Below are 26,746 nucleotides of genomic sequence, written 5' to 3'. Positions count from 1 at the left end.
GGAGCCCCCATGGGTATGGTCGACCGGGTCCGCTCGTGGCCCGTCCACCGTCAGCTCACCGGCACCGACCGCACCGCGCGGGGTGCCGCCGCGAAATCCGCCTACACCGAGCGGCTGCAGCCGCGCACCGGCACCGCCGATCGCGTGGTGCCGTCCATCTGCCCGTACTGCGCGGTCGGCTGCGCCCAGCAGGTCTATGTCAAGGGAGAGCAGGTCGTCCAGATCGAGGGCGACCCGGCCTCCCCGGTCAGCCGCGGCCGGCTGTGCCCCAAGGGATCGGCGACCCTGCAGCTCACCACCGGACCGGCCCGCCGCCACCAGGTTCTGTACCGGCGCCCGTACGGCACCGACTGGGAGCCCCTCGACCTGGACACCGCCATGGACATGGTCGCCGAGCGGGTCGTCCGCACCCGGCGCGAGACCTGGGAGTGGGAGCGGGACGGCAAGCGCACCGCCCGCACCATGGGCATCGCCAGCCTCGGCGGTGCCACCCTCGACAACGAGGAGAACTACCTGATCAAGAAGCTGCTGACCGGCCTCGGCGTGGTCCAGGTGGAGAACCAGGCCCGGGTCTGCCACAGCTCCACCGTCGCCGGCCTCGGCACCTCCTTCGGCCGGGGCGGCGCCACCACCTTCATGCAGGACCTCCAGCACGCCGACTGCATCGTCATCGAGGGCTCCAACTTCGCCGAGTGCCACCCGGTCGGCTTCCAGTGGGTGATGGAGGCCAAGAAGCGCGGCGCCCGCATCATCCACGTCGACCCGCGCTACAACCGCACCAGCGCCCTCGCCGACCTGTACGTCCCGATCCGCGCGGGCACCGACATCGCCTTCCTCGGCGGGATCATCAACCACGTCCTCACCGAGGAGAAGGACTTCCGCGAGTACGTCCTGCGGTACACCAACGCGGCGACCCTGGTGAACGAGGACTTCCGTGACACCGAGGACCTCGACGGCGTCTTCTCCGGCCTCGACGTGGAGAAGGCGCACTACGACCCGCACAGCTGGCAGTACGAGGGCGTCGAGGTCCAGCAGCCGACCGGCGAGGTCGACGAGCAGTACGAGGAACGCACCCGCAAGATGGCCGGCCCCGAGGCCCACGGCTCCGGCGGCGCCCGAACCGGCCACCTCGCACCGACGGACGAGACGCTCCAGCACCCGCGCTGCGTCTACCAGATCCTCAAACGCCACTTCGCCCGCTACACACCGGAGATGGTCGAGGACGTCTGCGGCATCCCGCGCGAGACCTTCCTTCGCGTCTGCGGGGACCTCACCGCCAACTCGGGCCGCGACCGCACCAGCGCCTTCGCCTACGCCGTCGGCTGGACCCAGCACTCCACCGGCAGCCAGTTCATCCGCGCCGCGAGCATCCTGCAGCTCCTCCTCGGCAACATCGGCCGCCCCGGCGGCGGCATCCAGGCGCTGCGCGGTCACGCCTCCATCCAGGGCTCGAGCGACATCCCCACCCTCTTCAACCTGCTGCCCGGCTATCTGCCCATGCCGCACGCCCACGCCCACATGAGCCTCGACGACTTCGTCACCGCGACCCGCACCGAGAAGGGCTTCTGGGCGAACATGCGCGCCTACTTCGTCAGCCTCCTCAAGGCCTACTACGGCGACGCGGCCACCCCCGGCAACGACTTCTGCTTCGACCACCTGCCGCGCCTGACCGGATCCCACTCCACCTACGACACGGTGATGGCCCAGCTCGACGGCGTCTGCAAGGGCTACTTCCTGTACGGCGAGAACCCGGCCGTCGGCTCCGCCAACACCCGCCTGCAGCGCCTGGGCATGGCCCACCTCGACTGGCTCGTCGTACGCGACTTCTCGCTCATCGAGTCGGCGACCTGGTGGCGGGACGGACCCGAGATCGAGACCGGCGAGCTGCGCACCGAGGACATCGGCACCGAGGTGTTCTTCTTCCCGGCCGCCGCGCACACCGAGAAGTCCGGCTCCTTCACCAACACCAACCGCTGGGTGCAGTGGCACTACGCGGCCGTCGAACCCGAGGGCGACGCCCGCAGCGACCTGTGGTTCACCTACCACCTCGGCCGTCGGATCCGGGAGAAACTGGCCGGCTCGACCGACCCCATGGACCGTCCTGTCCTGGATCTGGCCTGGAACTACCCCGTCGACGGCCCGCACGCCGAACCCGTCGCCGACGCCGTGCTCGCCGAGATCAACGGCCACGGCCCGGACGGCGCCCCGCTGAGCGCGTACACCGAACTGAAGGACGACGGCTCGACGCGCTGCGGCTGCTGGATCTACTGCGGCATCTACGCCGACGGCGTCAACCAGGCCGCCCGCAGGAAACCGCACCAGGAGCAGGACTGGGTGGCCGCCGAGTGGGCCTGGGCGTGGCCCGCCAACCGCCGCATCCTCTACAACCGCGCCTCCGCCGCCCCCGACGGCACCCCGTGGAGCGAGCGCAAGAAGTACGTCTGGTGGGACGCGGACACGGGGGAGTGGACCGGTCACGACGTTCCGGACTTCGTCCCCGACCGTGCGCCCGGCTACGTACCCCCCGAGGACGCCGTCGGCCCCGACGCGCTGCGGGGTGACGACCCGTTCGTGATGCAGGCCGACGGAAAGGGCTGGCTCTACACACCCGCCGGCCTCGAGGACGGCCCCCTGCCCACCCACTACGAGCCCCAGGACTCGCCGTTCACCAACGCCCTCCATCCGTCGACCCCGCGCAACCCGGTACGGCAGCTGCTGCCCCGCGAGGGCAACCGCTACCACCCCAGCGGCGACGAGAAAGGCGCCGACGTCTTCCCGTACGTCGTCACCACGCACCGCCTGACCGAACACTTCACCGCGGGCGGCATGAGCCGCTGGTCGGAGTATCTGTCCGAGCTGCAGCCGGAGTTCTTCTGCGAGGTCTCGCCCGCCCTGGCGCGCGAGCGCGGCCTGGAGAACGGCGGCTGGGCCACCATCGTGACGGCACGCAACGCCGTGGAGGCACGGGTGCTGGTGACGGACCGCATCCGGCCGCTCAGGGTGCAGGGCCGCACGGTCCACCAGATCGGCCTGCCCTTCCACTGGGGGCCCAACGGTGTGGCGAGGGGCGACGCGGCCAACGAACTGATGGCCATCGCCCTCGACCCCAACGCGCACATCCAGGAGGACAAGGCGCTGACCGCCGACATCCTCCCGGGCCGCCGCCCGCGCGGACCGGATCTGCCGCGACTGGTCGCCGAGTACCGCCGGCGCGCCGGAATCACCGCGACCACCGGAACGGAGGCACGCAAGTGAGCGAGGAACGGGTCGGCTTCTTCACCGACACCTCGGTCTGCATCGGATGCAAGGCGTGCGAGGTGGCCTGCAAGGAGTGGAACGCGATCCCGGAGGACGGTCTTTCGCTGACCGCCATGTCGTACGACAACACGGAGGCCCTCGGCGCGTCCACGTGGCGGCACGTCGCCTTCATCGAGCAGCCGAAGCCGGAGGGCCGCACCCAACTCCCCCTGGCCGACGGCGAGTCCGGCTCCGACGTGCGCTGGCTGATGTCCTCCGACGTGTGCAAGCACTGCACGCACGCCGCATGCCTCGACGTCTGCCCCACCGGCTCGCTGTTCCGCACCGAGTTCGGCACCGTCGTCGTCCAGGAGGACATCTGCAACGGCTGCGGCTACTGCGTGCCCGCCTGCCCGTACGGCGTCATCGAGCAACGCCCGCGGGACGGAAGGGCGTTCAAGTGCACGATGTGCTACGACCGACTCGGCGCGGGCCAGGAACCGGCCTGCGCGAAGGCCTGCCCGACGGAGTCCATCCAGTTCGGCCCGCTGGACGAACTGCGGGAGCGTGCCGCGCTGCGGGTGGACCAGCTGCACGACGCGGGTGTCCCCGGGGCACAGCTGTACGGCCACGACCCCGACGACGGGGTGGGCGGCGACGGAGCGTTCTTCCTGCTGCTGGACGAACCCGAGGTGTACGGCCTGCCCCCGGACCCGGTCGTCACCACCCGCGATCTGCCGGCCATGTGGAAACACGCGGGAGCGGCGGCGCTGTCACTGCTGGGCGGCGTGGCGGTGTCGTTCGCGCTGGCCGGAAGGGGACGGCGATGACCGGCACCCCGGCCACCGGACGACGCCGGCGCGGCGAGCAACCCGTCGTCCCGCGGGCCGAGTTCCGCTCCTACTACGGGCGGCCCGTCATCAAGGCACCGGCCTGGGCGGCACCCGACATCGCCGGGTACTTCTTCCTCGGCGGGCTCGCGGGAGCGGGGTCGGTGTTCGCGGCCGGCGCCCAACTGACCGGTCGTGCGACGACCGCCACGGCTCTGAAGGTCTCCTCACTCACGGCCGTCTCCCTCTCCGCCGCCGCGCTGATCCACGACCTGGGGCGGCCGGACCGCTTCGCGAACATGCTCCGGGTCTTCAAACCGACGTCGCCGATGAGCATGGGCTCCTGGCTGCTGTCGGCGTACGGACCCGCGGCGGGCGCGGCCGCCGCGAGCGCGGTGACCGGCCGGCTGCCGCGGCTCGGGGGAGCGGCGACCGGCGCCGCCGCCCTGCTCGGCCCGGCGGTCGCCACGTACACCGGCGTCCTCGCGGCGGACACGGCCGTACCGGCGTGGCACGGGGCGCGCCGCGAGCTGCCCCACCTCTTCGCCGCCTCCGCCGCGGCCGCTGCCGCCGGGATGGCGCTGGTCGTCGGACCGACCCGCGAGAACGCACCCGCGCGGTGCGCCGCCGGACTGGCCGCGCTCGCCGACGCGGCCGCCGAGAAGGCCGCGGAGCGGCGGCTCGGCATGGTCGCCGAGACCTGGCGTGAGGGCCGCGCGGGCGCGCTCCTGCGTACGGCTCGCCTGCTGACGGCCGGGGGCGCGGTGACCGCGGCCCTGCTCGGCCACCGTCGCCCCGCCGCCCTCGTCTCCGGACTGGCCCTGCTGGCCGGCTCGGCGTGCACCCGCTTCGGCGTGTTCGCGGCCGGGATGGCGTCGGCGCGGGACCCGAAGTACACGGTCGTACCGCAGCGCGAGCGGCTGGACGGGCGCCTCGGCCCGCAGGACGTGCAGGAGGACTGATCGGCGCCCGGCCGTGGGGTCAGCCGGCCTTGCGTCCCCGCAGCGGCTCCGTCGGTGCGCCCTCGCCGCGCTGCAGCCCCTGCAGGAACTCCTCCAGCACCTCCGTCGCCGTGCGCTCCGGATGCCAGCCCAGCTCGGCACGCGCGCGCGTGCAGTCCATCAGGGGAAGCCTGAGGACCGCGTCGAAGAGATGCGGTGAAGCGGGCAGCAGATGCAGCCCCCACGCGGCGGCGATCGCGGAGCGGGCCGCTGTCCGGGGCAGCCGGACCGGGCGGGCGCCCAGCATCTCGCCCAGCATCTCCGCGTCCACCGGCGGGTCCGCGGCCAGGTTGAAGGCGCCTCGGGCGTCCGTGCGCAGCGCCAGGCGGTACGCGTTGGCCGCGTCGTCGGTGTGCAGTGCCTGCACCCGCAGTCCCGGGATGTCCGGCAGGAAGCGCAGCAGCTCCGGCCGTGCCAGCGGGCCCGGCAGGAACCGCCCGCCGAAAATGCGGCGCTGCTCGCTCGCCGACTCCCGCTTGAACAGGAACGCCGGCCGCATCCGCACGACCCGGACCCCGGCGTGGTCCCGCTCGAACGTGTCCAGGGCCCGCTCCAGATAGGCCTTCTCCCGGCAGTACGCGGCATCCGGCCAGCCGTGCGTCGGCCACGACTCGTCCACCGCGTGTTCCTTCGGCCCCGGCGAGTAGGCGCCGACCGACGACGCGTGCACGAGGAGGGGCACCTTCGCGGCAGCGACGGCCTCGAAGACGCGTGTGCCGCCCAGCACGTTGGTGCGCCAGGTCCTCGCCGGATCATGTGTCGGCTGGAAGGCCCACGCCAGATGGATCACGGCATCGGCCCCGGCGAACCGGTCGGCAAGGCCGGACTGCTCGGACGCAAGGTCCACCGCCGACCAGTCCGTCTTCGGGGGCGACCACTCGGGGATCCGGCGGGCCAGGCCCAGCACGGACCCGACCTCGGGATCCTCCGAGAGGAGGCGCACCACGCTCGTACCGACGTTGCCGGTGGCACCCGTGACGACGATCCTGCTGCCCGTTCCGCTGCTCACCGCGGGCTCCTCTCGGCTGTCCGGCCCTACGAATCGACCGAGTACCCGGTCCACGGCGGTGCTCCCGTTTACAGGCCCATTTGACAGGAATAGCGTGGAAGTACAGATGGCGCTCACCGCCGTACCCGATCGATGAATCGAGGAGCGGAGGAGCCATGACTTGGACGATCTCCGGCAACTACATCGCCGGATGTTCCTGCGCCGTCCTGTGCAGTTGCCCGGTCGACGGACAGCCCCGAGACAAGGAGGGCAAGGTCGGGTGCCTGGGCGCGGCGGTGTTCCACGTGGCGGAGGGGAACCTGGACGACGTGGATCTGTCCGGTGTCGACTTCGCGTTCTACAACGAGTTCCCGTCCAATCTGACCTCCGGCAACTGGAAGGTCGCATTGGTCGTGGACTCCGGAGCCAGCGACCAGCAGGCGGATGCCCTGGAGCGGATCCTCTCCGGCCGGGAGGGCGGGCCGTTCGGTGAACTCTCCCAGTTCTACGGCGAGTACCTCGGCATGGAGCGGGCGGAGGTCTCCGCCGTCGGCGGTGACAAGCCGGGCCTGAAGGTCGAGGGCCGGACCGAACTGTCGTACGAGCCGCTGATCGGGCCCGACGGCAAGCCGTCCACGGTCAAGAACGCCCTCTTCGGGTTCGCGCCGGAATTCGAGGTGGGCACCACCACGGGCAGTTCGAACGCCTTCGGGCTCAGTTTCGAGGGGTCGTACGGCGAGGCGGCCCAGTACGTGTTCAGCAGTGAGGAGGCCGAGGGCGCGGTCAGGGGCCGTGCCTGACACCAGCAGTGCCGACGGTGAGCGCCATAGGGGGACCGACGGGTCACACGCCGACGGGGTCACATGCCGACGGGGTCACATGCCGCTCATGGACGGCATCGGCTCCTCCAGCCCCGGCAGCAGCCAGTCCTGGAACGGTGCCAGTACCGCCATGACGAGGAACGCCACACCCACCACCCGGCCCAGGAGCGGCCCCCAAGCCCACAGCTTCTCCGCGAAGATCACGACCGCCAGACCGGCCATCGCGGCCACGTTCATCACACCGAGGGGGACCAGGACGACCATCAGCCCGGCGCAGCAGCCGACGCAGTACGCCCCGTGATGGAGGCCCACCCGCAGGTCCCGGGCCGGCGGCCGGAAGCCCGAGTAGCGCATCAGGTGGCTCATGGGATCGCGGCAGTGCCGCAGGCAGAGTTTCTTGAGCGGACCGAGCTGGTAGACGCCCGCGAGCAGGAAAGCGAAGGCACCGATCCAGCGGCCCGCGCGCGGATCGTCCTCCACCCAGTCCCCCGTGAAGGACAGAGCGGCGTAGGCGAGCAGTCCGAACGCCGTCCACACCAGCAGATAGCCGCCCACGAACTCGGTGGTCCGGGCCGCCCTCGTCCAGCCGGAGGAGCGGCGGCCGATCGACCGCGCCCAGGTGATGGCCACCGGCGCCATCGACGGAAGCATCATGGCGGCCATCATCGTCACCCACAGCAGCAGGAACAGCGGCAGCGCCATACCCATCGTGCCGGCCTCGACACCCATGTCCCGGGCCTGTACGACGGTGAGCACCCACGCGAGCACCGCGATCAGCATCACCAGGGACCAGGCGAGCACCAGGTCGCGCCTAGGCAGCAACCCGCCGGACGGCCCGGTCGGCGACGCCGACGGCGGGTGGGTCAGGGAGGAAGGGCGGGGGTGGTGCATGGGAACTCCTGGGGACACTTCCAGGACACCATGCCCGCCCTGCCGCCGCCACCGACGGGAGCACCGGGCATCGGCGGCCTGGCCTCAACACCCGCTGGGATCCTGCGAGATGATCAGGGCCATGAGCGAGATCATTCCGATGTCCGACCGGCTCCGGACGGCCGCCGGCCGCTCTGCCGCGGTGTACGGACCTCAGGTGCTCGAGACCGCGTAAATCCTGTCGCGCTGTACATTCGGCAAGGGGAATCAGGGTGGGCTCCGGGCCTTCCCGTACGAGAGGGGATGGTGGCCATCACCACGCAGGCCGGCGCCGCCGCGCAGTCCCGCGCGCCCTTGAGCAGGAAGCGGGTTCTGACCGCCGCCGTCGCCCTGGCCGACGAAGGCGGAGTCGACGCGCTCAGCATGCGCAAGATCGCGCAGGCGCTGGGCGTCGTGCCCATGGCGCTGTACAAGCACGTGGCCAACAAGAACGAGTTGCTGGACGGCATGATCGACGTGCTCGTCGGCGAGATCGACCCACCGGACGGCGACGCCGACTGGAAGACCGCCGTTCGCCGGCGGGTGCTGTCCGCCCGCCGCATGCTGCTGCGTCACCCGTGGGCACCCGGGGTCATCGAGTCGCGGATGAAGGCGCGGGCCACCCCGACCGCCGCGGTCATGGAGTATCTGGACTCGATGATCGGGATCTTCCGGGCCGGCGGGTTCTCGATCGATCTGGTCCATCACGCGATGCACGTCATGGGCAGCCGCCTGCTGGGCTTCTCCCAGGAACTGTTCGAGGACACCTCCGGCCGCGAGCCGGATCCGGACGCGATGCCGCCCGAGGAGATGGCCGCGCGCTTCCCCCACATCACCGAACTGGCCATGGCGGTCGCCCACGACCAGGAGTCCGTCGTCGGTCCGGGCTGCGACGACCAGTTCGAGTTCGAGTTCGCACTGGATCTGACGCTGGACGGCCTCGAGCGACTTCGCACGGCCTGAGCCGCCGGCGAAGGACCGCTTCTGCCGTTTCGGTTCTCCATGCCTCTTGACGGGTGTACGGCGTACACCTACCGTGCCATTCAGAGGTGTACGCCGTACACCACTGATGGGGGAGATCCGATGAGGGCAATCGTTCAGGAGCGGTTCGGTCCGCCGGACGTCCTGCGGCTGGCGAACACCGAGCGGCCGGAGGTGGAAGCCGACCAGGTCCTGGTGCGGGTGCGCGCCGCCGCGCTCAACCCCTACGACTGGCACATGATGCGCGGAGACCCGTTCGTGGCGCGGCTGAGCGGAGCCATGGGGCTGACCCGGCCGAAGTCGCGGGTGGCCGGGATCGACGCGGCCGGGCAGGTGGCGGCGGTCGGCGCCGACGTGCGCGGCCTCCGGCCCGGCGACGAGGTCCTGGGCTTCTGCCCGGGCTCCTTCGCCGAGTACGCGCGCACCACCGCGGAGCGGCTCGTGCCCAAGCCCGCGAGTCTGACCTTCGAGCAGGCCGCGGCCGTGCCGATGGGAGCGGTGACCGCTCTGCGGGGCATCCGGACCGTGGGCCAGGTGCGGGCCGGGCAGCGGGTGCTGGTCAACGGGGCAGGCGGTGGCGTGGGCACCTTCGCCGTACAGATCGCCGCGGCCCTGGACGCGGAGGTCACCGGGGTGTGCAGCGCCCGCAACGCCGACCTGGTGCGCTCACTGGGCGCCGCGCACGTCGTCGACTACACCCGGGAGGATTTCACCGACGGGCGCGTGCGCTACGACGTGATCCTCGACAACGTGGGCAACCGCCCGCTGAACCGGCTGCGCCAGGCACTCACTCCGACAGGAACCCTGGTGGCCAACGGCGGCGGCTCGCCCGGCCACGTCTTCGGGGCGGTGGCCTCCTTGCTGCGGGTGGCGGCGGTCAACGCGTTCGTCCGGCAGCGGCTCCTGCCGATTCTGCCGTCGGCCCCTGCCGGGCCGATCCAGGAGGACCTGCTGGCCGTCACCACGCTCATCGAGGCCGGCAAGCTGACCCCGGTGGTCGACCGGACCTACTCCCTGACCGACACGGCCGAGGGCGTGCGCCACCTGGAACAGGGCCACGCCCGCGGGAAGGCCGTGGTCACCGTGGCGTGAGCGCCGCGCTCCACCATCTTCTGAAATGCAGAAGAAAGCCCCGACCGGACGGGGGAATCACGGTCGGGGCGGCAAAGTGGTGGGCACGAATGGCGGTCGCCTCTCGGCGAAAGGCGGCGCACCCACAGTTGGTTCAACGGGGAACTACTGGCGGGTGTTCCTGTCTCGGCGCGATCCCGCGGTGATGTGCGTCACCCGCCGCGCGTCCAGTCCAGCACCTTCTCCACGGACCATGTCGTGACCACCCGCTCGGGCGGCACCTCGCATTCCTCGGCCCGCGCGCAGCCGTTGATCTGCCAGTCCAGCTGGCCCGGCGCGTGCGCGTCGGTGTCGATCGAGAACAGCACACCTGCGTCGACGGCCCGGCGCAGCAGCCGTCTCGGCGGGTCGAGCCGCTCCGGGCGGCTGTTGATCTCCACGGCCGTGCCCGACTCGGCGCACGCGGCGAACACCGCGTCCGCGTCGAACTCCGACTCCGGCCGCCCCCGTCCGGTGACCAGCCGCCCCGTGCAGTGCCCGAGGACGTCGGCGTGCGGATCGCGTACGGCGGTCACCATCCGGCGGGTCATCGCCCGGGCGTCCATCCGCAGCTTGGAGTGCACCGACACCACCACGACGTCGAGCCGGTCGAGCAACTCCGGCTCCTGGTCGAGGGAGCCGTCCTCGAGGATGTCGCACTCGATGCCGGTCAGCAGCCGGAACGGCGCCCACGTCTCGTTGAGCCGCGCCACCACGTCCAGTTGCTCACGCAGCCGCTCGGCCGAGAGCCCGCGCGCCACCGTCAGCCGCGGGGAGTGGTCGGTCAGCGCCGCCCACTCGTGCCCGACCTCGGCCGCGGCCCGCCCCATCTCCTCGATGGGGCTGCCGCCGTCCGACCAGTCGGAGTGCACATGGCAGTCCCCGCGCAGCAGCGCCCGCAGCCGCTCGCCGCCGCGCACCCGCGGGGCTGCCGCCGCCTCGCCCTCCAGCTGCTCCAGGTAACCGGGCACCTGGCCGGCGAGCGCCTCACGCACCACCTGAGCCGTCTTCGGACCGACGCCCTTCAGGGACTCCAGCGTCCCGGCCGCCGCCCGCTCCTCGATCTCCCCCCGCGGCAGTGCCACCAGCACCCTCGCCGCGGTGCGGAAGGCGCGGACGCGGTACGTCGGAGCCAGGGACCGCTCCAGCAGGAAGGCGATCCGGTCCAGGGCCTCGACGGGATCCATCGCCACCTCCTGGCTCCAGGGTTCCCCAGGCCCACGCGAGCCGCACGACGGACGGGACGGTCTGCGCCGTACGCGCCCCGGCACTGCGATGCCTTGTCGCCGCGTCCGCGAGGAGGCCCGATCACCGGCACGGACTCCGGTATCGGCCGTGCCACCGCCTGGGCCACGACCTTCCTGTCCGGCCAGAGGGCGGCGCGGCACGTGATCCGGCAGGGCGACGGCGGCCGGATGGTCAATGTCACCTCCGTCCACGAGCACCGGCCGCCCCTGGCCGCCCCGTACCGCGCGGCCAAGGGCGGGCTCGGCCTGCTCACCCGGGGCTTGGCGCTGGAGCCGGCCGAGTACGGCAGCACCGTCAACGCGGTCGCGCCCGGCGAGATCGCCACGCCGATGACCGGGCAGGAGGCCGTCGACGTGCACACGAGGGAACGGCCCGGTGTGCCGCTCGGCCGCCCCGGCGACGCCCGCGAGGCCGCGGCCGTGATCGCCTTGCCGGCCGGTGCCGGCGCCTTGTACGTCACCGGCGCGTCGACGGCGGCATGCTCCGAACGGGTCCCCGGGCCGGCTCCCACTTGTGGCGCGGCGACCGGCGGCGCCCTGAGCCGATGCGGCCGCGCACCGGCTCCTGCGGCCGCCCGACCGCTCGAGCGGCGGCTCACCTGATTCGCTACCGCCGGTTCGGCTCTACGCTCTATTACATGACCGAAATCGCGAGCCCCTACATATCCCACCCGCGGATCAAGGTGCTCGGTGTACAACCGGGCCGGCCGCCGTTCCGCATCGTGGAGATCGACGGAAGAGTGGTCGGTGAGGCGAAGACCATCACCGACGTCCTCGAGGCCGCCGCCGCGTGGGGCATCACGGTCCACGACCTGGACGACCCCGACGTGGTGCGCTGGGTGGGCGGCGACAAGTTCACCTGGACGCCGCGCCGCCGCTAGGGCCTGCGGTTACTTCTTGCTTTCGCGGGCGTGCACGGCACGGCTGAGGCGGCGGCCCAGGAGCAGGTAACCGACCAGTGCTCCGGTGGTGTTGAGGATGACGTCGTCGATGTCGAAGGCGCGTCCGGTGACCAGGGCGCCCTGCGCGAACTCCACCATGAGCATCACGGTCGCGGTCAGCAGCACGACGCGCAGGATCCCCCGCGCCCGGGGTGCCACGACGGGCACCAGGATCCCGAACGGTACGCCGAGCAGCAGGTTCCCGCCGATCTGCTTGACGGCGTCGCGCAGTGCGGGCTGGTCCAGATACGCCCGCAGCGAGCGGCCCGGGCGGAGGTTGGTGTGGGTCAGCGCCTCCGACGCGGGAGAGGGCTCCAGTGTGAGCCGGGCCAGTACGACGGCGAACGCCACCATGAACGCGAAGGCGCACACCATCGCCAGCAGGCGGGCGAGGGAGGGGAGGAGCCGGCGGGCGCCGCGGGGCGGTTTGGAACCGCCGGTCGGCTTGGTGGTGCGCAGGCGTGAGGTGACACGGGCCATACGGTCCTCCAGTCTTCAACTTCCCTGCGTAGTAAGGCGGTTACCCGCGAACCGCGCCAACCAGTCCACCGCCGAGGGCCCACCGGGGGCGCACCGGCGGTTTCCGTTCCTGCGGCCGGGGCACTCCGGGTGGTGACCAGCGCGCGCCGCCGTTCCCCCCGGCGGCGGCGGTGCTTGGATGCAGGAAACGGCAAAACGGACAGAGCGGGCAGCGGCTGAGGAGGTGTGGCGGGTGAACCGGCGCACGACACTCCTCGCCGCGGCCGAGACCCTGGCCTGGTGGGCCGGGCTCTGCCTGCTGTGGCTGGTCCTGGTCAGCACGGTCGACACACTGGAACTCGCTGTGGGTGCCGGCGTCGCGGGCGTCGGAGCACTGGCCGCCCGGGCCGCGCGACGGGCGGTGACCGACCGGTGAACGGCTGGCTCGTCGCCGCGACGGCCGTCCTGGCCGGGGGAGTGGGAACGGCCGTCTGGGGAGTCGTCACCGGGCCGCTGCGGCGCCGGGTCGTCGCCCAGAACCTGTCCACCGCCCTCGCCTGCCCCGCCCTGCTGCTGCTCTCCCAGGGCTACGACCGTCCGTCGTACGTCGATCTCGCGCTGATCCTCGCCCTGCTGGGTCCTGTCGGCACGCTCGTCTTCGCGCGGCTGCTCGCCGACGATCTGGCCGCGGATCCGCCCCGCGCCTGGGGTGTGACCTGGGCGACCGCGGGCGTGGGCGCTGCCGTCACGCTGGCCCTGTGCGTGGCCACCGGCCCGAGCCGGGCGATGGTGAAGCTCCTGGTCGTCGCGGCCCTGCTCATCGGCGGGAACGTCATCGCCTCGCGGGCACTGTCCGGCGGATTCGGCGGGGTCCGCCGTGGCTGACGTCGTCATCGTCGTCGCGCTGCTGCTGGTGGCGGTCTCGGCGACCGCCGCCGTCGCGGTCCGCGACCCCGTGCGCCAGGCCCTCGTCCTGGCCGTCCTCGGCACGCTGCTCGCCGTACTGTTCACCGTCCTGCAGGCACCGGACGTCGGTCTGTCACAGCTCGCGGTCGGCTCCGCCCTGACGCCGCTGTTGCTGCTGCTGACGGTCCGCAAGGTGAGGCGACGCGCGCGGCAGAAGGGACGGAGCCGTTGAACCGGCGCTTCCGGCTGTGGCTCGTGTGCGCGGGCGGCGCGGCGCTGGCCGCGCTGCTCGTCGCCGCCTGCCTTCAACTCCCGTCCTTCGGCGGCGACCGGCACCCTTACGGTGACCGTGCCGTCCGGGCGTCCCTGGCCCGGCACACCGCGAACACCGTCGCCTCCGTCAACTTCGACCTGCGCGCCTTCGACACCCTCGGCGAGATGACCATCCTGTTCGCGGCCGTGCTCGGCTGCGTGGTCCTGCTGCGGCAGACCCGCGACGAGCACCGCGCCCGGCCCGAACCCGCCGACGTGGCCCCGCCCGTGCGCCGCTACGCCCTGATCGTCCTGCCCGTCGCCGTGGTCACCGGCCTCTACGTGATCGCGCACGGCCAGCTCAGCCCAGGCGGCGGCTTCCAGGGCGGAGTCGTCGCCGCGACCGCCCTGCACCTGCTGTACCTCGGTGCGGACTACCGAGCCCTGGAACGCATCCGGCCCATCGGCCGGTACGAGGTCGGCGACGCGCTGTCCGCCTCCGCCTACCTCGTCACCGGGCTCGCCGGCGTCCTCGCGGGCACCGCGTTCCTCGCCAACACACTGCTGCCGCACGGCACGTTCAACACGCTGTCCTCCGGCGGCACCGTCCCGGTGCTGAACGCGGCCATCGGCATGGAGGTCGCCTGCGCGGTCGTCGTGCTGCTCGCCCGCTTCCTCGACCAGGCCGTCGAGATCGAGGACGAGACAGAGTCCGCGACGCAGGACACGACAGAGGGAACGACTGACGAGGAGAGCGGGAGGTGAGACCGCTGTGACCGCCGTGATGCACGTCCTTCCGTACCTGGTCGCCGTCTGGATCTTCCTCGTCGGCTGCTACGGCCTGGCCACCAGCCGCAACCTGATCCACGCCGTGGGCTGCCTCGCCGTATGCCAGTCGGCCACGTACGTCCTGCTGCTCGCAGTCGGCTACCGGGACGACGCCACGGCTCCCGTCTTCTCGGACCTGAAGCCGGGATCGCGGCCGGTCGTCGACCCGGTCGTGCAGGCCCTCGCCCTCACCGACGTCGTCGTCGGCGCCACCGTCACCGCCCTGCTGCTGGCGCTCGTCGTGCAGGTCTCCAAGCGCCATGGCACCGTCGACCCCGACGAACTCTCGGAGCTGCGCGGCTGATGCACCATTTGCTCCCGCTGCTCGTCGCGGTCCCGTTGCTCGGCGCGGGTCTGCTGGTCGCCGGCGGCCGCCGGCTGCCCCGGGTCGCGGCCGAGGCGATCGGCTGCGCCGTCGCGGCCGGCAACGCGGCCCTCGCGCTCGTCCTCCTGCTCAACTCCTCGCCTCCGATGGTCGAATGGGTCGGCGCCTGGCGGCCGGTGAACGGGCAGAGCGTAGGCATCCTCTTGGTCGGGGACGGGCCGGGGCTCGGCATGGCCTCACTCGCCTCGCTGCTGACGCTGGCGGCACTGGTGTACTCCTGGCACTACTTCGAGGAACCACCGCGCCGCCACGCCGGTTCCTACCCCGCGCTGATGCTGGTCTTCCAGGCGGGCATGTGCGGCTTCGCGATCGCCGGGGACCTGTTCAACGCGTTCGTGTACTTCGAGCTGATGAGCGTGGTCGCGTACGCGCTGACCGGCTACCGCATCGACGACCCCAAGGCCGTACAGGGCGCACTGACCTTCGGGGTCGTCAACTCCCTCGGCGCGTACGCCATGCTGATGGGGATCGGACTGCTGTACGGGCGCACCGGCGAGCTCGCGATGACCCAGATCGGCCGCGGCCTCGACGCGCACGGCGGGCCCGACGCTCTCGTCCTCGCGGCCTTCGTCCTCGTCCTGACCGGCCTGCTGGTCAAGGCCGCCGTGGTGCCCTTCCACTTCTGGCTGCCGGACGCGCACGCGATCGCGCCCACGCCCGTGTGCATGCTGCTGTCGGGAGTGATGGTCGAACTCGGCGTGTTCGGCGCATGGCGGGTGTACGGAACCGTCTTCGCAGGACCCGGCGGGGTGCCCGTGGCCGAGGTGGAGCGCGCGCTGATCGTGCTGGGCGCGCTGACGGCGGTGATCGGCGCGGTCATGTGCTGGTACCAGCGGCACATCAAACGGCTGCTGGCGTACTCGACGGTCGCCCACATGGGGCTGTTCCTCATCGGCATCGGCGAACTCAAGCCGGAGGCCGACGACGGGGTCGCGCTGTACGTCCTCGGCCATGCCGGGGTGAAGGCGGCGCTGTTCGCCTGCGCCGGCATCCTCCTCGACCGGTACGGCAGCGTCGACGAGCACGCCCTGTACGGGCGGGCCCGGCAACTGCGCGCCGTGGCCGTGATGTTCGTCGTCGGAGCCCTGGGGCTGTCCGGGCTGCCGCCGTTCGGTACGGCGCTCGGCAAGGCGATCACGGAGGAGGCCGTCGGCGGCCCGCTTACCGTGCTGTACGTCGCCGTGTCGGCGGTGACCGCGGCAGCCGTACTGCGGGTCGCCGCACGGGTGTTCCTCGGCCTCGGCCCGCGCCCCGAGGACGGGGGCGAGCACGAGACGACCGGCTCCGGAGAGCGGCCCGAGACCCGGCAGCGGCTGGCCCGCATCCCCGACACCATGACGGTGGTCCCGGCGCTGCTGCTCGCCGGATCCCTCGCCGTCGGCGTGGCCCCCGGCTTCGCCGGCGTGGTGGCGCACGCCGTGAACGAGGCCGGGTCCGGAGGCGTGCACGTCTCCGTGCACTGGACCCCGGTCGGCGTGGTGCTGGGACTCACCTCGACCCTGCTGGCCGTGGCCCTGGCCGCGGTTGCCGTCACCCGCCCCGGGCTGCCGGCCGCCCCGGACTGGGCGCTGCCACTGCGGCGCCTGCAGTCCGGGCACGTCGGTGACTACGTGGCCTGGGTACTGGTGGGGGCTGCGCTGCTCGGCGCGCTGGCCCTGCCGGGCGTGCCCCTCACATGATCACGCGGCGTACGACACCTTCACCTCCTTGAAGCCGAGGGAACGCAGCAGCCCTTCGAGCATGTCGGTGGTGTTCTTCTCTGCCCGTGCGGTCAACTGGCTCTCCTTCGCCGCCTCGCCGATGTGCTTGACGGCGAGCTTCTGCACGGCCTGTTCGCCGTTGGGATTGTCCGAGAAGAGGTCCCCGATACGGTCGAGGAGACCACGCTGCTTGGAGACCGCGTAGGAGCGGTCGGCGTCCAGGGCCGGCTTGCCGAGCCGGGCGTGCGGCAGCCGGAGCGTGGCCGACGTACGGTCGTCGTTGACCGTCACGTCGTTCTCGCCGACCTTGCCGAGGTCGACGTAGGCGTCGACGGTGCCCGCCCCGACGTACAGGGTGCGGGTGCCGCGGATCGCGTCGGGCAGGTACTTGGCGTCCTTCTCCAGGTCCACGACGACCTGGAAGTTGCCGGAGGCGGCGTCGTAACGGCTGATGTCCTGGATGGACTGGAGCAGGGCGGGACCCGAACGGTCGCGTGTCTCGGTGCCGAACAGGTCCTTGAGGCCCGGGAGCACGCTCAGCCGGATCCCGGCGAAGAACACGACGAGCACCAGTACGACGGCGCTCACTGCCTTCGCCCAGCCGGGCATGCGCCTGGACAGGCGCCTGATGGGAGTCGTCATGGCGACGGCCCTCCTTCCTCTACTGTCCGAATGCCCCTCAAAGTCCTTGCCAGACCGTCTTGTTGGCCGATTGAGACCCCTGACGGAGGCACGACGGGCGCACTAGCGTGGAAGGCCTCCCTGTTCCGGCGCTCCAGGAGGCCCGGATGGCCGCAGACAGCAGCTCGCGCCCCCTGTGCCCCATGCACCGCACGCCCTTGCCGGAGCCCGGGCCGCCCCGGCTCACCGCTCTGGCCACCGGAACCCCGGTGTGGCTCGTCAGCCGCTACGCCGATGTGCGCCAGGTGCTCATGGACCCCCGCTTCGACCGCCGGTCACTGCATGCCGAGGACGCCCCACCGCTGCTCGTCGTGCCGAACCTGCTGGACAACCCGAACGGGCTTCTCAACCAGGACGGCCCGGCACACCAGCGGCTGCGCGGCACCGTGCAGCGCGCGTTCACGCCCCGCGCGGTCGCCCGGTGGCGGCCCTGGGTGGCCTCCGTGGTCGAGTCCCTGCTCGACGGCCTCGCGGCACAGCCCCGGCCGGCCGACATCGTCGAGGGGTTCACGCGGCCCCTGCCCGTCTCGGTGATCTGCCGCCTCATGGGTCTCGACCACCTCGACCGCGACCGCATCCGGCACTGGGCCGACCACGCCCTGTCCGGTGGCGCCCACACCGCGGAGCAGGTGATGGCCGCCATGACCGAGTTCGGCGCGTTCGCCGCCGACCTGGTCGCCGAGCGGCGCAAGTCGCCCGGCGACGACCTGGTGAGCGGTCTGGTGGCGGCGGGGGACGCCCTCGGTGTCGACGACCTGCAGCTGCTGACCCTGGTCTGCGGCCTGGTCGTGGCCGGTCACGAGACCACCATGACCGCCCTCGGCAACATCGTCGTCTACCTCCTTACCGACGGCCGTGAGCACTGGCCCGCGTGCGCCGTGGACGAGCACGCGGCGGCGACCTCGGCCGAGCAGCTGCTGCGCACCGTCCCGCTCAGCGAGGGCAGGGTGCTGCCCGGCCTGATCCGGCGGGCCGTCCAGGACGTCGAGGTCGGCGGGGTGACGATCCCGGCGGGCAGCGTGGTCGCCGCCCAGACCAACTCCGCCGGCCGCGACCCTGACGTCTTCCCGCCGGGCCCGGCCGACCTGTCGGCACCGCTGCCCGCACCCAGCGTGATCTTCGGGGCCGGTCCCCACCACTGCCTGGGCGCCTGGCTCGCCCGACTGGAACTCGAACTCGCCCTGCACCGTCTCGCGGTCCGCTTCCCCGGCCTGCGCGCCGAGTTCACCCCGGACACCATCGAGTGGCGGGAGGGGCAGCTGACGCGCGGTCCGCTGCGGCTACCGGTCTCCTGGTGACACGGCCCGGTCGCCGGAGGGGCGGGACCACCACACGCCCTCGCCGTGCGTGAGGCCGGGCAGCTTCAGCTCGACCTCGCGCACATGCCGGGCGGGCAGCTCCCCGGTGATCGACCATGCCGTCGCACCTCCCTTCGTCTCCTTGAAGTCGGCTCCGTGGGCGGCGAGTTGAGCGGTGACCGGGGCGAGGGCGTCCAGCGGCACCTCCGCCTCGAAGGCGTGGCACGGCTCGTACACCCGCGTCCCCGCCCGCTCCAGCGCCCGGCGCAGCACGATCGGGGTGAGCCCGCGGAAGTCGGCCGCGGTGCTGATGGGCGCCGCGAACCCGGAGCGGATCAGCGTGACCCGGTAGTCGGTGACGGGCCGGCCGTGCGGGCCGGTCTCGAGCGTGGCGTGCACGGTGTCCTCGACGGCCTGGTGGAAGGCGCGAGGCAGTGCGCCGAGTTCCGTCTCGTATGTGAACACCCCGCCGGAGCCGGACGGTCCCGGTTCGACGCGCAGCCCGATCGTCGCCCAGTACCGGGTGTGGTCGTGCCACGGCATCTCGTCCCAGGCCTCGCCGGTCCCGGCGGGCCGCTCCAGGAACCGGACCCTGCCCGGCTCGAAGCGGGCCTCGATGCCGAAGTCCTGGGCGAGCGTCGCCGCGATCACCTCCATCTGGACCTCGCCGTACAGCAGCAACGCGGTGGCTCCGCCGGCCGCCGGACGGGCATGCATCAGCGTGTCCTGGTCGGCGAGGGTGAGCAGGGCCGAGCGCAGTGCCGCCGCCTGCTCGGGCCGCCGGGCCCTGACCAGGGTCTCCAGCGTCGGCGGCGCGAAGTGCGGGGCGCGGTCGGTGAGTTCGCCGAGACGGTCGCCCACGCGGATGCCCGTCGAGCCGGTCAGGGCAGCGATGTTGCCGCCGGTGAGCGGTCCGGGGCGGCCGATCACCTCGAGGCGGTTGACCCGTCCGGACACCTCGGTGGTCCGGCCGTCTGACTCCCGGCGCAGGAACGTCAGCCGCTGACGCTGCGCCACCTCACCGTCGTACAGCCGCAGATACGCGGTCCGCTCGCCGCCGGGGCCCGGTCGTACGGCGAACACCGTGCCACGTGGCTCGGCGCCGTCCGGCGTTTTCGGCTCGGGGAACAGCCGGACGATTCCCTCGACGAGTTCCGCGACGCCCTGCCCGCCGAGGGCCGAGCCGAAGAACACGGGGTGGAAGGACCCGTCGGCGGTGCGCGCGGCGAGGGCGGTGTGCAGGGCGTCCGGTGTCGGTGCGGGACCGTCCACGACCGCGGCGAGAATGCCCGGGTCGACGTCGGCGAGGGCCTCGGCCGCGGGGTCCGCGAGCGGCAACGGCCGGACGCTGGCGTCGGCGGTGCCGATGCCGGTGACCTCGTTCAGCGGCACCACATGCGGGGTGAGCCGGCGCCGGATGTCCGCGACCAGTCCCTCGGCGCGGGCGCCCGTGCGATCGATCTTGTTGATGAAGACCAGGGTGGGGAGCCGCAGCCGGCGCAGGGTCCGCATCAGCACCCGCGTCTGCGCCTGCACGCCCTCGACGGCCGAGAGCAGCAGCACCGCCCCGTCCAGCACTTCCAGGGCGCGTTCGACCTCGGCGATGAAGTCGGAGTGTCCCGGGGTGTCGATGAGGTTGATCTGCGTGCCGTGCGCGGTGAAGGAGGCCACGGCCGACCGGATGGTGATCCCGCGCTGCCGCTCGATCGCCCCGTCGTCCGTCCGGGTGTCACCGGTGTCGACGCTGCCGAGCCGGTCGATGGCGCCGTGGTCGAACAGCAGCCGCTCGGTGAGGCTGGTCTTACCGGCGTCGACGTGGGCCAGGATTCCGATGTTCAGCGTGTCCATGCGTGGTCGAGTCCTCGAGAACCGTCGTCCAGTGGGGAAGCTGGTTGATTCCGAGGAGTCGGCGCATGCGGGGGATCCTCACATGAGGGAACACGGACGACGCCATCATGGCGCGCCGGGGGCGGCGGCCCGCAACCGGATTTCCGGGGCGTGGCATGAGAGCGGCAGGACGGTGGGGCCCGTCACGTCGCGGGTATGGTCAAGGAGCGCTTCAAAGCGCCGTCATAACGTTCCGGACGTGGCCTCGGGCTGCTCCAGGGCGGCGTCCAGGGTCGGTCGCGGGGGCAGCAGCCGGGACAGGCCGGTGACCCGCAGGACGCGCAGGGTCAACGGGTGGGTGCAGACGAGGAGTAACTGTCCGTCGTGGTTCAGGACGCGGCTGCGGGCGCGGTACAGCAGGCGCAGGCCGGAGCAGTCGAAGAACTGCACCCGGGTCAGGTCGATCACGACCCGGGGGCCGGGGGCCGCGGTCGCGGCGTCCAGGTGCGGGACGATCTCCACGGACGAGGCGATGTCGATCTCGCCGTGGAACTCCAGCACCGTGAAGCCCCGGTCCCGGCGGACGATCAGATGCCGGGTGGGCGCCGCAGAGTCGTGCTGCACGACGACATCGCCTCCAACCTGCTCCGCCGGCGGGGAGCGCATGCCGATCCCCCGCCCTGCAAGTTACCCTCGTTGGAGCGAATTTGAGCATGTTCGATTGACATATGTCTTCGAATTGCGGCCGACTCCGGCCGGGTTTGTGCGAATCCCGTAGCCGGGGCTACGACAGCGCGTGCCAGGCCTTGGAGAGGGCCTGGCGGAACTGGTCCGTCTGGTGCGCCGTGAGGTCGCGCACCATCAGCTCCTCCAGCTCCCGTACGGCGCAGGCGTGCCGTGCGAGCAGCTCGCGTCCGTCGTCGGTCAGCAGGATCAGCAGCTCGCGCCGGTTGCGGGGGTTGCGTTCCCGGCGGATCAGTCCGCGGTTCTCCAGGGAGCGGACCACGTCCGCGATGGACTGGGCGGTGACGAACGAGTCCCGGGCCAGCTGTGCCGCCGACAGGCCGTCGTGCCGCTCGAGCACGGTGAGCGCGGTGTACTGCAGCGCCGTGATCCCGGACGGCTTGACCAGCTCGTCCAGATGGGAGCGCACGACCAGCTCGACCTGCTTGACCATGTAGAGCAGCGACGGAGGTGCTTTGGTTGTCTGGGATACCTGGGTGCCGGCCATGAGCAGAGACTAAACCATTGACAGGAAACCTGTCTGTAATGAGACTGCGAACCAACAGGAATCCTGTTGGTTGAAATCTTGGCGACGACGCTGAGGAGTGGTGATGACCACCTTCGAGAAGGAACCCGGCCGACTGTTCATCGGAGGGCAGTGGCGCGAGGCCGCCGACGGAGCGCGCACCGAGGTGGTCGACCCGTCGCGGGGCGTGGTCGTCACCACCGTCGCCGAGGCGGGCGCCGCCGACGTCGACGCCGCCGTACGCGCCGCCCGCGAGGCCTTCGACGCCGGCCAGTGGTCCGGCCTGAGCGGCCGCGAGCGCGGCCGGATCCTGCACCGTGTGGCACAGCTCATCCGCGAGAACGCCGACGACATCGCCGAGCTGGAGAGCCTCGACGTCGGCAAGCCGATCACACTGGCCCACGCCGTCGACGTGACGAACGCGGCCAACGACTACGAGTACTACGCTTCCCTGGCCTACTCCCTGGACGGCGCCACCCGCGACACCCCGATGAACGCCCACGCCTACACCAGGCGCGGCCCGCTCGGTGTGGTCGCCGCGATCACCCCGTTCAACTTCCCGCTCATCCTGGCCGGCTCGAAGCTCGCCCCGGCCCTCGCGGCCGGCAACACCGTCGTCCACAAGCCGGCCGACGAGACCCCGCTCAGCGCCCTGTACATGGCCGGGCTGCTGCAGAAGGCCGGCGTCCCCGACGGCGTGGTCAACGTCGTGACCGGCGCCGGTCCGGTGGCCGGCGAGGCGCTGCTGCGCCACCCCGGCGTGGACAAGATCGCCTTCACCGGCTCCACCGCGGTCGGCAGGCACGCCGCGAGCGTCGCCGGCGAGTCGCTCAAGCCCGTCACCATGGAGCTCGGCGGCAACGCGGCCCACATCGTCTTCGAGGACGCCGACCTGGAGAAGGCCGTCGGCGCGATCATCAAGGGGTTCGTCTTCAACAGCGGCCAGTTCTGCATGGGCGGCCCGCGCCTGCTGGTGGCGCGCTCCGTCTACAGCACCCTGCTCGGCATCCTCGGCGAGGCCGTGCCCGGCGTGCCCCTCGGCGACCCCCGCCGGCCCGAGACCGTCGTCGGGCCGATGGCGGGGGAGAAGCACCTGCGCAAGGTCGAGGAGTACGTCGACCTGGCCCGCAAGGAGGGCGGCCGCATCGTCTGCGGCGGCGAGCGGCTCGACCTGGACGGCGGCTACTACTACAAGCCGACCGTGATCGCCGACCTCCCCAACGACTCCCGGGTCGTGCAGGAGGAGATCTTCGGCCCGGTCCTGACCGTGCAGCCCTTCGACTCCGAGGACGAGGCCGTCGCCCTCGCCAACTCCACGCCGTACGGCCTGGCTTCGGGCGTGCAGACGAGCAACCTGGCCCGCGCCCACCGCGTCGCCGACCGGCTGCAGGCAGGCATCGTCTGGATCAACGACTGGGCCATGCTCGACCCCGCGGTCCCCTTCGGGGGCGTCAAGGACTCAGGCTTCGGCCGCGAGTACGGCCCCGAGGCCCTCACCTCCTACACCAAGGTCAAGTCCGTCGTCGTCTCGCTCGACTGAGACCCGCAGCCCAGGAGTTCGCAGGAATGCCCATCACCACACGTGCCGCCGTCGTCGAGTCCGGCGGAGCCCCCTTCACCCTCAGCGACGTCGTTCTCGACGACCCCGCACCGCACGAGGCGGTCGTCCGCCTGGTGGCGGCCGGGCTGTGTCACACCGACCTCAGCGTGGCGAGCGGCGGACTGCCCTTCCCGCTGCCCGGCGTCCTCGGCCACGAGGGCGCGGGCGTCGTCGAGGCGGTCGGGTCGGCCGTCACCGGCGTGGCCCCCGGCGACCATGTCGTGCTGTCCTTCACCTCCTGCGGCGAGTGCCGCAACTGCCACGGCGGCCACCCGGCCTACTGCGCCACCTGGCTGCCGCTGAACCTGATCGGCGGCCGCCGCGCCGACGGCAGCGGCACCATCAGCCGGGACGGCTCGCCCCTCGGCGGCCACTTCTTCGGCCAGTCGTCCTTCGCCGAACGGGCACTGGTCGACGAGCGCAGCCTCGTCAAGGTCGACCCGGACGTACCGCTGGAGTCGATCGCCCCGCTGGGCTGCGGTGTGCAGACCGGCGTCGGCGCCGTCTGGAACGTGCTGAAGCCGGCGACCGGCAGCACGGTCGTCGTCCTCGGCGCCGGAGCCGTCGGCCTGTCGGCGGTCATGGCGGCCGCCCTCACCCCGGCCACCACGATCATCGCCGTGGACAAGGTCGCCGAACGCCTCGAGCTGGCCAAGGAGCTGGGCGCCACCCACACCGTCGACGCCGGTCAGGCCGTCCTCGGCGAGGCGATCGCCGAGATCACCGGCGGGCAGGGCGCCGACGGCATCGTGGAGACCACGGGCGCCGTTTCCGTCCTGCGCCAGGGCGTCGACGCGCTCGCCGCCCGCGGCACCCTGGTCATCGTGGGCGCCCCGGCCTTCGGCACCGAAGTCGCCCTCGACGTCAACGGAATGCTCGGCGGAAAGCAGGTCATCGGCCTCACCCTCGGCGACAGTGAGACGCAGACCTTCATCCCGGCCCTCGTCAAGCTGGTCAAGGAAGGACGGCTCCCGCTGGAGCGCCTGATCGGCACCTACGCCTTCGCGGAAATCGGCCAGGCGGTCCAGGACATGACCTCGGGTAAGACCATCAAGCCTGTCCTGACCTTCTGACTGATCGTCAGTCCACCGTCAGGACCAGCTTTTCCGGTGGTCCGGCCGGTGCCGCCGAGCCTGTGTGCCTCGGCGGCACCGGCCGGGAACCTCCCCGCGATCGTGGCGCGCAGCCTGCCGCCTTCGAGCAGTTCGGCGATCGCGCCCATCCCGGCCCGTTCGGCGTCCATGAGCATGCGCACCGTGCGCACGCCGAGCGGCCCGGCCTCCCAGCGCGTCGCCCGGGCCCGGCACCGGCTGGAGGCCGGCGGCCTCTCGATGGATCAGATCGCCGGCCCGGCCGGCTTCGCGACGGGCGCCCCCCCGTTATCTTCTTCGCGGTCCTGCAAGAGGGCCGCTGGCCTCCGGGCCCGGCATGACTGTTCCCCCCTGTCGAACGGATGACCTGGGGGGTGGTGCCACCGGGCCCGAGAGGCGCCGTTGGAGACGCTGATGAGAGGTCCGACTACCGCCCGGCCTGCCCCCCCGGCGCCGGCACCTCCACGCGGCGATCGGGGTGTCCCCGCAGTCGCACCGGCGAACGTTCCGGGCCGCTGTCACGTCGTAGGAACGGAACAGCGGCTCGGCAACAGGGGTGGGGATGGGCAGAGGGCTCGTGACGTTGACGGTGCTGGTGGCGATGGCCGCCATGGGGTGCGGTGCCGAGGAGGAGAACCCGATCGTCGACGGTGATCCCGCGCCCACGCCCTACAGCGGGCCGCTGTACGTGCCGACGAAGGACATCGACGAGGACAGCGAGCGAGCCGTACTCATGCGGTCGGGTGCCGCGGGGCGCGCGCTGGAGTGCGACGGGGAGGTCTACTCGGGCGAAGGCGGCGGGGAGTGGGGCAGGAACGAGGGCGGCTCGACGCCGGAAGAGGGCCTGAAGCTGTACTTCGACCTCGAGCAGGCGGACGAACCCCGGTCCGGCTACCGCATGGAGCGCCGTGAGGGCGACCGCGTCCTGTACTCCTTCGACGTCGACGGCAGGACCAAGGTCGCGATCGTCGTCGCCAAGGACCAGAAGAACCGGCCGGGTTGGGGACCGGAGACCAACGCCTCCTGCGACCCGGCCGAACTCCCGGCGGATCTCACCGACTCCAAGGAGTACGAGATCTGGACCGACCGGAACGGGAATCGGGTCCCGACCACCACGCTGGTCAGCCACGCCGGTGCGGAGCACTGCGACTGGCAGAGCGCGCACTTCCTGGGGACGGGCCGGGGCAAGGACCACCGGCAGTACGTCCGCGATCCCGACGGGGTGCTCGAGAGCGGCATGCTCACCGCCCCGTACGACGGCGACGTGCGTATGCCGGCCGACGCCCACGACACCGGATACCGCCTGGACGACTGGCAGTTGTGGCTGACGGACGACCGGTCGACCGCGTACGTCCGCACACCCGACGGTGTGGAGGCCTGGCCCCGGTCGAAGGAGATGGTCGCCTGCAGGTGACCCGTCACCGGCTCGCGTGCAGCGCCACGAGCAACTGCCAGACCTGGTCGGCGATTTCAGCCGGCCCGGCGTCGAGCAGCCCGTGCAGCCAGTCGGCCAGCACGCCGGCGAACGTGGCGGCGACCGCCGAGGCGACCAGTGGGGCGTCGGCAGCGCCCGCGAGTTCGCGCTCGCGGAGGCTGTAGGCCCGCAGGTCCCGGTGCAGCACCCGGCCGAGCGGGCCGCCCCCGCCCGGGCCCAGCAGAGCCCGGTACAGGGCGGCGTGCGGGGTGAGCGAGGCGAAGAACTCCGCGAGCGCGGGCGGCGCGTGCACGGGGTCCGGTCGCCCGCGCCAGGCGTGCAGCGCCTCCACGGCCTCGCGTACGACGTCCGCGCAGGCGTCGACGGCCAGCGCCTCCAGGCCGTCGTAGTGGACGTAGAAGGTGGCCCGGCCGACCCCGGCCCTGCGCACCAGGGCGGCCACGCCGACCTCCTCGAGGGGCCGCTCGGCGCACTCGGCGAGCAGGGCCTCGCGCAGCCTCGCCCGGGTGCGGGCGGCCCGCGGGTCCTCGGGCGCGGCTCGGGTCACTGCGCGATCAGGACGGCGGCCAGGGCGAGCGCGCCGGGCAGTGCCTGCGCGAACAGGATGCGCCGGTTCGCCGTGACCGCGCCGAACACGCCCGCGACCACCACGCAGGACAGGAAGAAGACCTGGGCGCGGAAACCCGTCGGGTCGGCGGCGATCAGACCCCAGACCAGACCGGCCGCGAGGAAGCCGTTGTAGAGCCCCTGGTTGGCGGCCATCGGCGCGGTGGCCCGGGCCATCTCCCGGTCGAAGCCGTGCAGCGCCCTGCCGGGCTTCTTCTGCCACAGGAACATCTCCATCACCAGGATGTAGGCGTGCAGCGCGGCCACCAGACCGACGAGCACGTTCGCGAGCGCTTCCATCGTCTCCCTCGATTCTTGAACAGGTGTCCACTATAGCTGGACATCTGTCCAGGAAGTCCAGTTG

Annotated in this window: 27 protein-coding genes and 2 pseudogenes; 18 read left to right on the top strand and 11 right to left on the bottom strand. The window is 71.9% G+C overall.

The window, feature by feature from the left end; translation table 11 throughout:
* Nucleotides 1-9 precede the first annotated feature (9 nt).
* Genes fdh through nrfD form a run of 3 tightly spaced genes read left to right on the top strand, consistent with a single transcriptional unit; the run spans nucleotide 10 to nucleotide 5,029 of the window.
* Nucleotides 10-3,255, top strand: coding sequence for a formate dehydrogenase (gene fdh / locus ABZO29_RS06315; protein WP_367319134.1), 3,246 nt, complete (start codon nucleotides 10-12; stop codon nucleotides 3,253-3,255).
* A complete protein-coding gene (locus ABZO29_RS06310; RefSeq protein WP_367319133.1) occupies nucleotides 3,252-4,067 on the top strand; it encodes a 4Fe-4S dicluster domain-containing protein in 816 nt (271 codons plus the stop codon). The genes fdh and ABZO29_RS06310 overlap by 4 nt, the downstream gene beginning before the upstream one ends.
* Nucleotides 4,064-5,029: an NrfD/PsrC family molybdoenzyme membrane anchor subunit gene (gene nrfD / locus ABZO29_RS06305; protein ID WP_367319132.1), complete on the top strand. Its 966-nt coding sequence runs from the start codon at nucleotides 4,064-4,066 to the stop codon at nucleotides 5,027-5,029. Before ABZO29_RS06310 ends, nrfD begins: the two co-directional genes overlap by 4 nt.
* 19 nt (nucleotides 5,030-5,048) lie before the next feature.
* Here nrfD and ABZO29_RS06300 read toward each other — a convergent pair whose 3' ends face one another.
* Nucleotides 5,049-6,077: an SDR family oxidoreductase gene (locus tag ABZO29_RS06300; protein ID WP_367319131.1), complete on the bottom strand. Its 1,029-nt coding sequence runs from the start codon at nucleotides 6,075-6,077 to the stop codon at nucleotides 5,049-5,051.
* 155 nt (nucleotides 6,078-6,232) lie between these two features.
* On the opposite strand from ABZO29_RS06300, the gene ABZO29_RS06295 reads away from it, so the two are divergent.
* Nucleotides 6,233-6,856 (top strand): DUF1326 domain-containing protein, encoded by a 624-nt coding sequence (locus tag ABZO29_RS06295; RefSeq protein ID WP_367319130.1) that lies wholly within the window; start codon nucleotides 6,233-6,235, stop codon nucleotides 6,854-6,856.
* Between the two features lie 75 nt (nucleotides 6,857-6,931).
* Here the strand turns inward: ABZO29_RS06295 and ABZO29_RS06290 are convergent, their stop codons facing one another.
* Nucleotides 6,932-7,768: a DUF2182 domain-containing protein gene (locus tag ABZO29_RS06290; RefSeq protein ID WP_367319129.1), complete on the bottom strand. Its 837-nt coding sequence runs from the start codon at nucleotides 7,766-7,768 to the stop codon at nucleotides 6,932-6,934.
* A 282-nt stretch (nucleotides 7,769-8,050) separates the two neighbouring features.
* On the opposite strand from ABZO29_RS06290, the gene ABZO29_RS06285 reads away from it, so the two are divergent.
* Nucleotides 8,051-8,749 carry a TetR/AcrR family transcriptional regulator C-terminal domain-containing protein gene (locus tag ABZO29_RS06285; protein ID WP_367319128.1) on the top strand — a complete coding sequence of 233 codons (699 nt, stop codon included), beginning with the start codon at nucleotides 8,051-8,053 and terminating at the stop codon, nucleotides 8,747-8,749.
* A gap of 120 nt (nucleotides 8,750-8,869) precedes the next feature.
* Nucleotides 8,870-9,859: an NAD(P)-dependent alcohol dehydrogenase gene (locus ABZO29_RS06280; RefSeq protein ID WP_367319127.1), complete on the top strand. Its 990-nt coding sequence runs from the start codon at nucleotides 8,870-8,872 to the stop codon at nucleotides 9,857-9,859.
* 191 nt (nucleotides 9,860-10,050) lie between these two features.
* Here ABZO29_RS06280 and ABZO29_RS06275 read toward each other — a convergent pair whose 3' ends face one another.
* Nucleotides 10,051-11,064: a PHP domain-containing protein gene (locus tag ABZO29_RS06275; RefSeq protein WP_367319126.1), complete on the bottom strand. Its 1,014-nt coding sequence runs from the start codon at nucleotides 11,062-11,064 to the stop codon at nucleotides 10,051-10,053.
* 171 nt (nucleotides 11,065-11,235) lie between these two features.
* Here ABZO29_RS06275 and ABZO29_RS06270 point away from each other — a divergent pair.
* Nucleotides 11,236-11,663 (top strand): annotated as a pseudogene (locus tag ABZO29_RS06270) (SDR family oxidoreductase); the annotation flags it as partial.
* A gap of 99 nt (nucleotides 11,664-11,762) precedes the next feature.
* Nucleotides 11,763-12,005, top strand: a complete 243-nt coding sequence (locus ABZO29_RS06265; RefSeq protein WP_367326061.1) for a hypothetical protein — start codon at nucleotides 11,763-11,765, stop codon at nucleotides 12,003-12,005.
* Between the two features lie 9 nt (nucleotides 12,006-12,014).
* Here ABZO29_RS06265 and ABZO29_RS06260 read toward each other — a convergent pair whose 3' ends face one another.
* The gene (locus ABZO29_RS06260; RefSeq protein ID WP_367319125.1) at nucleotides 12,015-12,545 is read right to left on the bottom strand and encodes a VanZ family protein; all 531 of its coding nucleotides are present in this window, start codon (nucleotides 12,543-12,545) and stop codon (nucleotides 12,015-12,017) included.
* A gap of 232 nt (nucleotides 12,546-12,777) precedes the next feature.
* On the opposite strand from ABZO29_RS06260, the gene ABZO29_RS06255 reads away from it, so the two are divergent.
* The 6 genes from ABZO29_RS06255 to ABZO29_RS06230 are packed head-to-tail and all read left to right on the top strand — an operon-like array spanning nucleotide 12,778 to nucleotide 16,574.
* Nucleotides 12,778-12,960: a hypothetical protein gene (locus ABZO29_RS06255; RefSeq protein WP_367319124.1), complete on the top strand. Its 183-nt coding sequence runs from the start codon at nucleotides 12,778-12,780 to the stop codon at nucleotides 12,958-12,960.
* Nucleotides 12,957-13,409 carry a monovalent cation/H+ antiporter complex subunit F gene (locus ABZO29_RS06250; protein ID WP_367319123.1) on the top strand — a complete coding sequence of 151 codons (453 nt, stop codon included), beginning with the start codon at nucleotides 12,957-12,959 and terminating at the stop codon, nucleotides 13,407-13,409. The genes ABZO29_RS06255 and ABZO29_RS06250 overlap by 4 nt, the downstream gene beginning before the upstream one ends.
* Nucleotides 13,402-13,662, top strand: coding sequence for a Na(+)/H(+) antiporter subunit B (locus tag ABZO29_RS06245; RefSeq protein ID WP_367319122.1), 261 nt, complete (start codon nucleotides 13,402-13,404; stop codon nucleotides 13,660-13,662). The genes ABZO29_RS06250 and ABZO29_RS06245 overlap by 8 nt, the downstream gene beginning before the upstream one ends.
* The gene (locus ABZO29_RS06240) at nucleotides 13,659-14,447 is read left to right on the top strand and encodes an MnhB domain-containing protein (RefSeq protein ID WP_367319121.1); all 789 of its coding nucleotides are present in this window, start codon (nucleotides 13,659-13,661) and stop codon (nucleotides 14,445-14,447) included. The genes ABZO29_RS06245 and ABZO29_RS06240 overlap by 4 nt, the downstream gene beginning before the upstream one ends.
* Nucleotides 14,448-14,466: 19 nt before the next feature.
* Nucleotides 14,467-14,814: a sodium:proton antiporter gene (locus ABZO29_RS06235; protein WP_367326060.1), complete on the top strand. Its 348-nt coding sequence runs from the start codon at nucleotides 14,467-14,469 to the stop codon at nucleotides 14,812-14,814.
* Nucleotides 14,814-16,574, top strand: a complete 1,761-nt coding sequence (locus ABZO29_RS06230) for a complex I subunit 5 family protein (RefSeq protein ID WP_367319120.1) — start codon at nucleotides 14,814-14,816, stop codon at nucleotides 16,572-16,574. The genes ABZO29_RS06235 and ABZO29_RS06230 overlap by 1 nt, the downstream gene beginning before the upstream one ends.
* On the opposite strand, the gene ABZO29_RS06225 is transcribed toward ABZO29_RS06230, so the two are convergent.
* Nucleotides 16,575-17,237, bottom strand: a complete 663-nt coding sequence (locus ABZO29_RS06225; RefSeq protein WP_367319119.1) for a DUF4230 domain-containing protein — start codon at nucleotides 17,235-17,237, stop codon at nucleotides 16,575-16,577.
* A 146-nt stretch (nucleotides 17,238-17,383) separates the two neighbouring features.
* Here ABZO29_RS06225 and ABZO29_RS06220 point away from each other — a divergent pair, with 146 nt between their 5' ends.
* Complete coding sequence (locus ABZO29_RS06220; RefSeq protein ID WP_367319118.1) at nucleotides 17,384-18,574, top strand: cytochrome P450; 1,191 nt, start codon at nucleotides 17,384-17,386, stop codon at nucleotides 18,572-18,574.
* On the opposite strand, the gene otr(A) is transcribed toward ABZO29_RS06220, so the two are convergent.
* The 3 genes from otr(A) to ABZO29_RS06205 form a co-directional block, all read right to left on the bottom strand.
* On the bottom strand, nucleotides 18,557-20,422 hold the full coding sequence (gene otr(A), locus ABZO29_RS06215) for a tetracycline resistance ribosomal protection protein Otr(A) (RefSeq protein WP_367319117.1): 1,866 nt from the start codon (nucleotides 20,420-20,422) through the stop codon (nucleotides 18,557-18,559). The two genes, ABZO29_RS06220 and otr(A), sit on opposite strands and share 18 nt — an antisense overlap.
* A gap of 222 nt (nucleotides 20,423-20,644) precedes the next feature.
* The gene (locus ABZO29_RS06210) at nucleotides 20,645-21,067 is read right to left on the bottom strand and encodes an anti-sigma factor antagonist (protein WP_367319116.1); all 423 of its coding nucleotides are present in this window, start codon (nucleotides 21,065-21,067) and stop codon (nucleotides 20,645-20,647) included.
* Nucleotides 21,068-21,185: 118 nt separating this feature from the next.
* Complete coding sequence (locus ABZO29_RS06205; RefSeq protein WP_367319115.1) at nucleotides 21,186-21,632, bottom strand: MarR family winged helix-turn-helix transcriptional regulator; 447 nt, start codon at nucleotides 21,630-21,632, stop codon at nucleotides 21,186-21,188.
* A gap of 103 nt (nucleotides 21,633-21,735) precedes the next feature.
* Here ABZO29_RS06205 and ABZO29_RS06200 point away from each other — a divergent pair, with 103 nt between their 5' ends.
* Both ABZO29_RS06200 and ABZO29_RS06195 read left to right on the top strand, forming a co-directional pair.
* A complete protein-coding gene (locus ABZO29_RS06200) occupies nucleotides 21,736-23,190 on the top strand; it encodes an aldehyde dehydrogenase (RefSeq protein ID WP_367319114.1) in 1,455 nt (484 codons plus the stop codon).
* A gap of 26 nt (nucleotides 23,191-23,216) precedes the next feature.
* The gene (locus ABZO29_RS06195) at nucleotides 23,217-24,323 is read left to right on the top strand and encodes an NAD(P)-dependent alcohol dehydrogenase (RefSeq protein WP_367319113.1); all 1,107 of its coding nucleotides are present in this window, start codon (nucleotides 23,217-23,219) and stop codon (nucleotides 24,321-24,323) included.
* A 7-nt stretch (nucleotides 24,324-24,330) separates the two neighbouring features.
* Here the strand turns inward: ABZO29_RS06195 and ABZO29_RS06190 are convergent.
* Nucleotides 24,331-24,520 (bottom strand): annotated as a pseudogene (locus tag ABZO29_RS06190) (zinc-binding dehydrogenase); the annotation flags it as partial.
* 383 nt (nucleotides 24,521-24,903) lie between these two features.
* On the opposite strand from ABZO29_RS06190, the gene ABZO29_RS06185 reads away from it, so the two are divergent.
* Complete coding sequence (locus ABZO29_RS06185; RefSeq protein WP_367319112.1) at nucleotides 24,904-25,755, top strand: hypothetical protein; 852 nt, start codon at nucleotides 24,904-24,906, stop codon at nucleotides 25,753-25,755.
* Nucleotides 25,756-25,759: 4 nt separating this feature from the next.
* On the opposite strand, the gene ABZO29_RS06180 is transcribed toward ABZO29_RS06185, so the two are convergent.
* Nucleotides 25,760-26,323, bottom strand: coding sequence for a TetR/AcrR family transcriptional regulator (locus ABZO29_RS06180; RefSeq protein WP_367319111.1), 564 nt, complete (start codon nucleotides 26,321-26,323; stop codon nucleotides 25,760-25,762).
* Nucleotides 26,320-26,682, bottom strand: a complete 363-nt coding sequence (locus tag ABZO29_RS06175; RefSeq protein WP_367319110.1) for a DUF1304 domain-containing protein — start codon at nucleotides 26,680-26,682, stop codon at nucleotides 26,320-26,322. Before ABZO29_RS06175 ends, ABZO29_RS06180 begins: the two co-directional genes overlap by 4 nt.
* Between the last annotated feature and the right edge of the window lie 64 nt (nucleotides 26,683-26,746).

Source organism: Streptomyces sp. HUAS ZL42 (assembly GCF_040782645.1).
In the GTDB taxonomy this organism is placed as follows: Bacteria; Actinomycetota; Actinomycetes; order Streptomycetales; family Streptomycetaceae; genus Streptomyces.
Note: the sequence above shows the minus strand (reverse complement) of the source record. Positions and strands in the feature narration are given on the sequence as shown.

What these genes read in the sequence shown, in the direction of transcription:
- ABZO29_RS06295 (WP_367319130.1), top strand. Translation starts at nt 6,233, where the DNA reads ATGACTTGGACGATCTCCGGCAACTACATCGCCGGATGTTCCTGCGCC.
- ABZO29_RS06275 (WP_367319126.1), bottom strand. Translation starts at nt 11,064, where the DNA reads ATGGATCCCGTCGAGGCCCTGGACCGGATCGCCTTCCTGCTGGAGCGG.
- ABZO29_RS06195 (WP_367319113.1), top strand. Translation starts at nt 23,217, where the DNA reads ATGCCCATCACCACACGTGCCGCCGTCGTCGAGTCCGGCGGAGCCCCC.
- ABZO29_RS06200 (WP_367319114.1), top strand. Translation starts at nt 21,736, where the DNA reads ATGACCACCTTCGAGAAGGAACCCGGCCGACTGTTCATCGGAGGGCAG.
- fdh (WP_367319134.1), top strand. Translation starts at nt 10, where the DNA reads ATGGGTATGGTCGACCGGGTCCGCTCGTGGCCCGTCCACCGTCAGCTC.
- ABZO29_RS06235 (WP_367326060.1), top strand. Translation starts at nt 14,467, where the DNA reads ATGCACGTCCTTCCGTACCTGGTCGCCGTCTGGATCTTCCTCGTCGGC.
- nrfD (WP_367319132.1), top strand. Translation starts at nt 4,064, where the DNA reads ATGACCGGCACCCCGGCCACCGGACGACGCCGGCGCGGCGAGCAACCC.
- ABZO29_RS06225 (WP_367319119.1), bottom strand. Translation starts at nt 17,237, where the DNA reads ATGACGACTCCCATCAGGCGCCTGTCCAGGCGCATGCCCGGCTGGGCG.
- ABZO29_RS06230 (WP_367319120.1), top strand. Translation starts at nt 14,814, where the DNA reads ATGCACCATTTGCTCCCGCTGCTCGTCGCGGTCCCGTTGCTCGGCGCG.
- ABZO29_RS06260 (WP_367319125.1), bottom strand. Translation starts at nt 12,545, where the DNA reads ATGGCCCGTGTCACCTCACGCCTGCGCACCACCAAGCCGACCGGCGGT.
- ABZO29_RS06285 (WP_367319128.1), top strand. Translation starts at nt 8,051, where the DNA reads ATGGTGGCCATCACCACGCAGGCCGGCGCCGCCGCGCAGTCCCGCGCG.
- ABZO29_RS06265 (WP_367326061.1), top strand. Translation starts at nt 11,763, where the DNA reads ATGACCGAAATCGCGAGCCCCTACATATCCCACCCGCGGATCAAGGTG.
- ABZO29_RS06175 (WP_367319110.1), bottom strand. Translation starts at nt 26,682, where the DNA reads ATGGAAGCGCTCGCGAACGTGCTCGTCGGTCTGGTGGCCGCGCTGCAC.
- ABZO29_RS06205 (WP_367319115.1), bottom strand. Translation starts at nt 21,632, where the DNA reads ATGGCCGGCACCCAGGTATCCCAGACAACCAAAGCACCTCCGTCGCTG.
- ABZO29_RS06290 (WP_367319129.1), bottom strand. Translation starts at nt 7,768, where the DNA reads ATGCACCACCCCCGCCCTTCCTCCCTGACCCACCCGCCGTCGGCGTCG.
- ABZO29_RS06185 (WP_367319112.1), top strand. Translation starts at nt 24,904, where the DNA reads ATGGGCAGAGGGCTCGTGACGTTGACGGTGCTGGTGGCGATGGCCGCC.
- ABZO29_RS06280 (WP_367319127.1), top strand. Translation starts at nt 8,870, where the DNA reads ATGAGGGCAATCGTTCAGGAGCGGTTCGGTCCGCCGGACGTCCTGCGG.
- ABZO29_RS06210 (WP_367319116.1), bottom strand. Translation starts at nt 21,067, where the DNA reads ATGCGCTCCCCGCCGGCGGAGCAGGTTGGAGGCGATGTCGTCGTGCAG.
- ABZO29_RS06220 (WP_367319118.1), top strand. Translation starts at nt 17,384, where the DNA reads ATGGCCGCAGACAGCAGCTCGCGCCCCCTGTGCCCCATGCACCGCACG.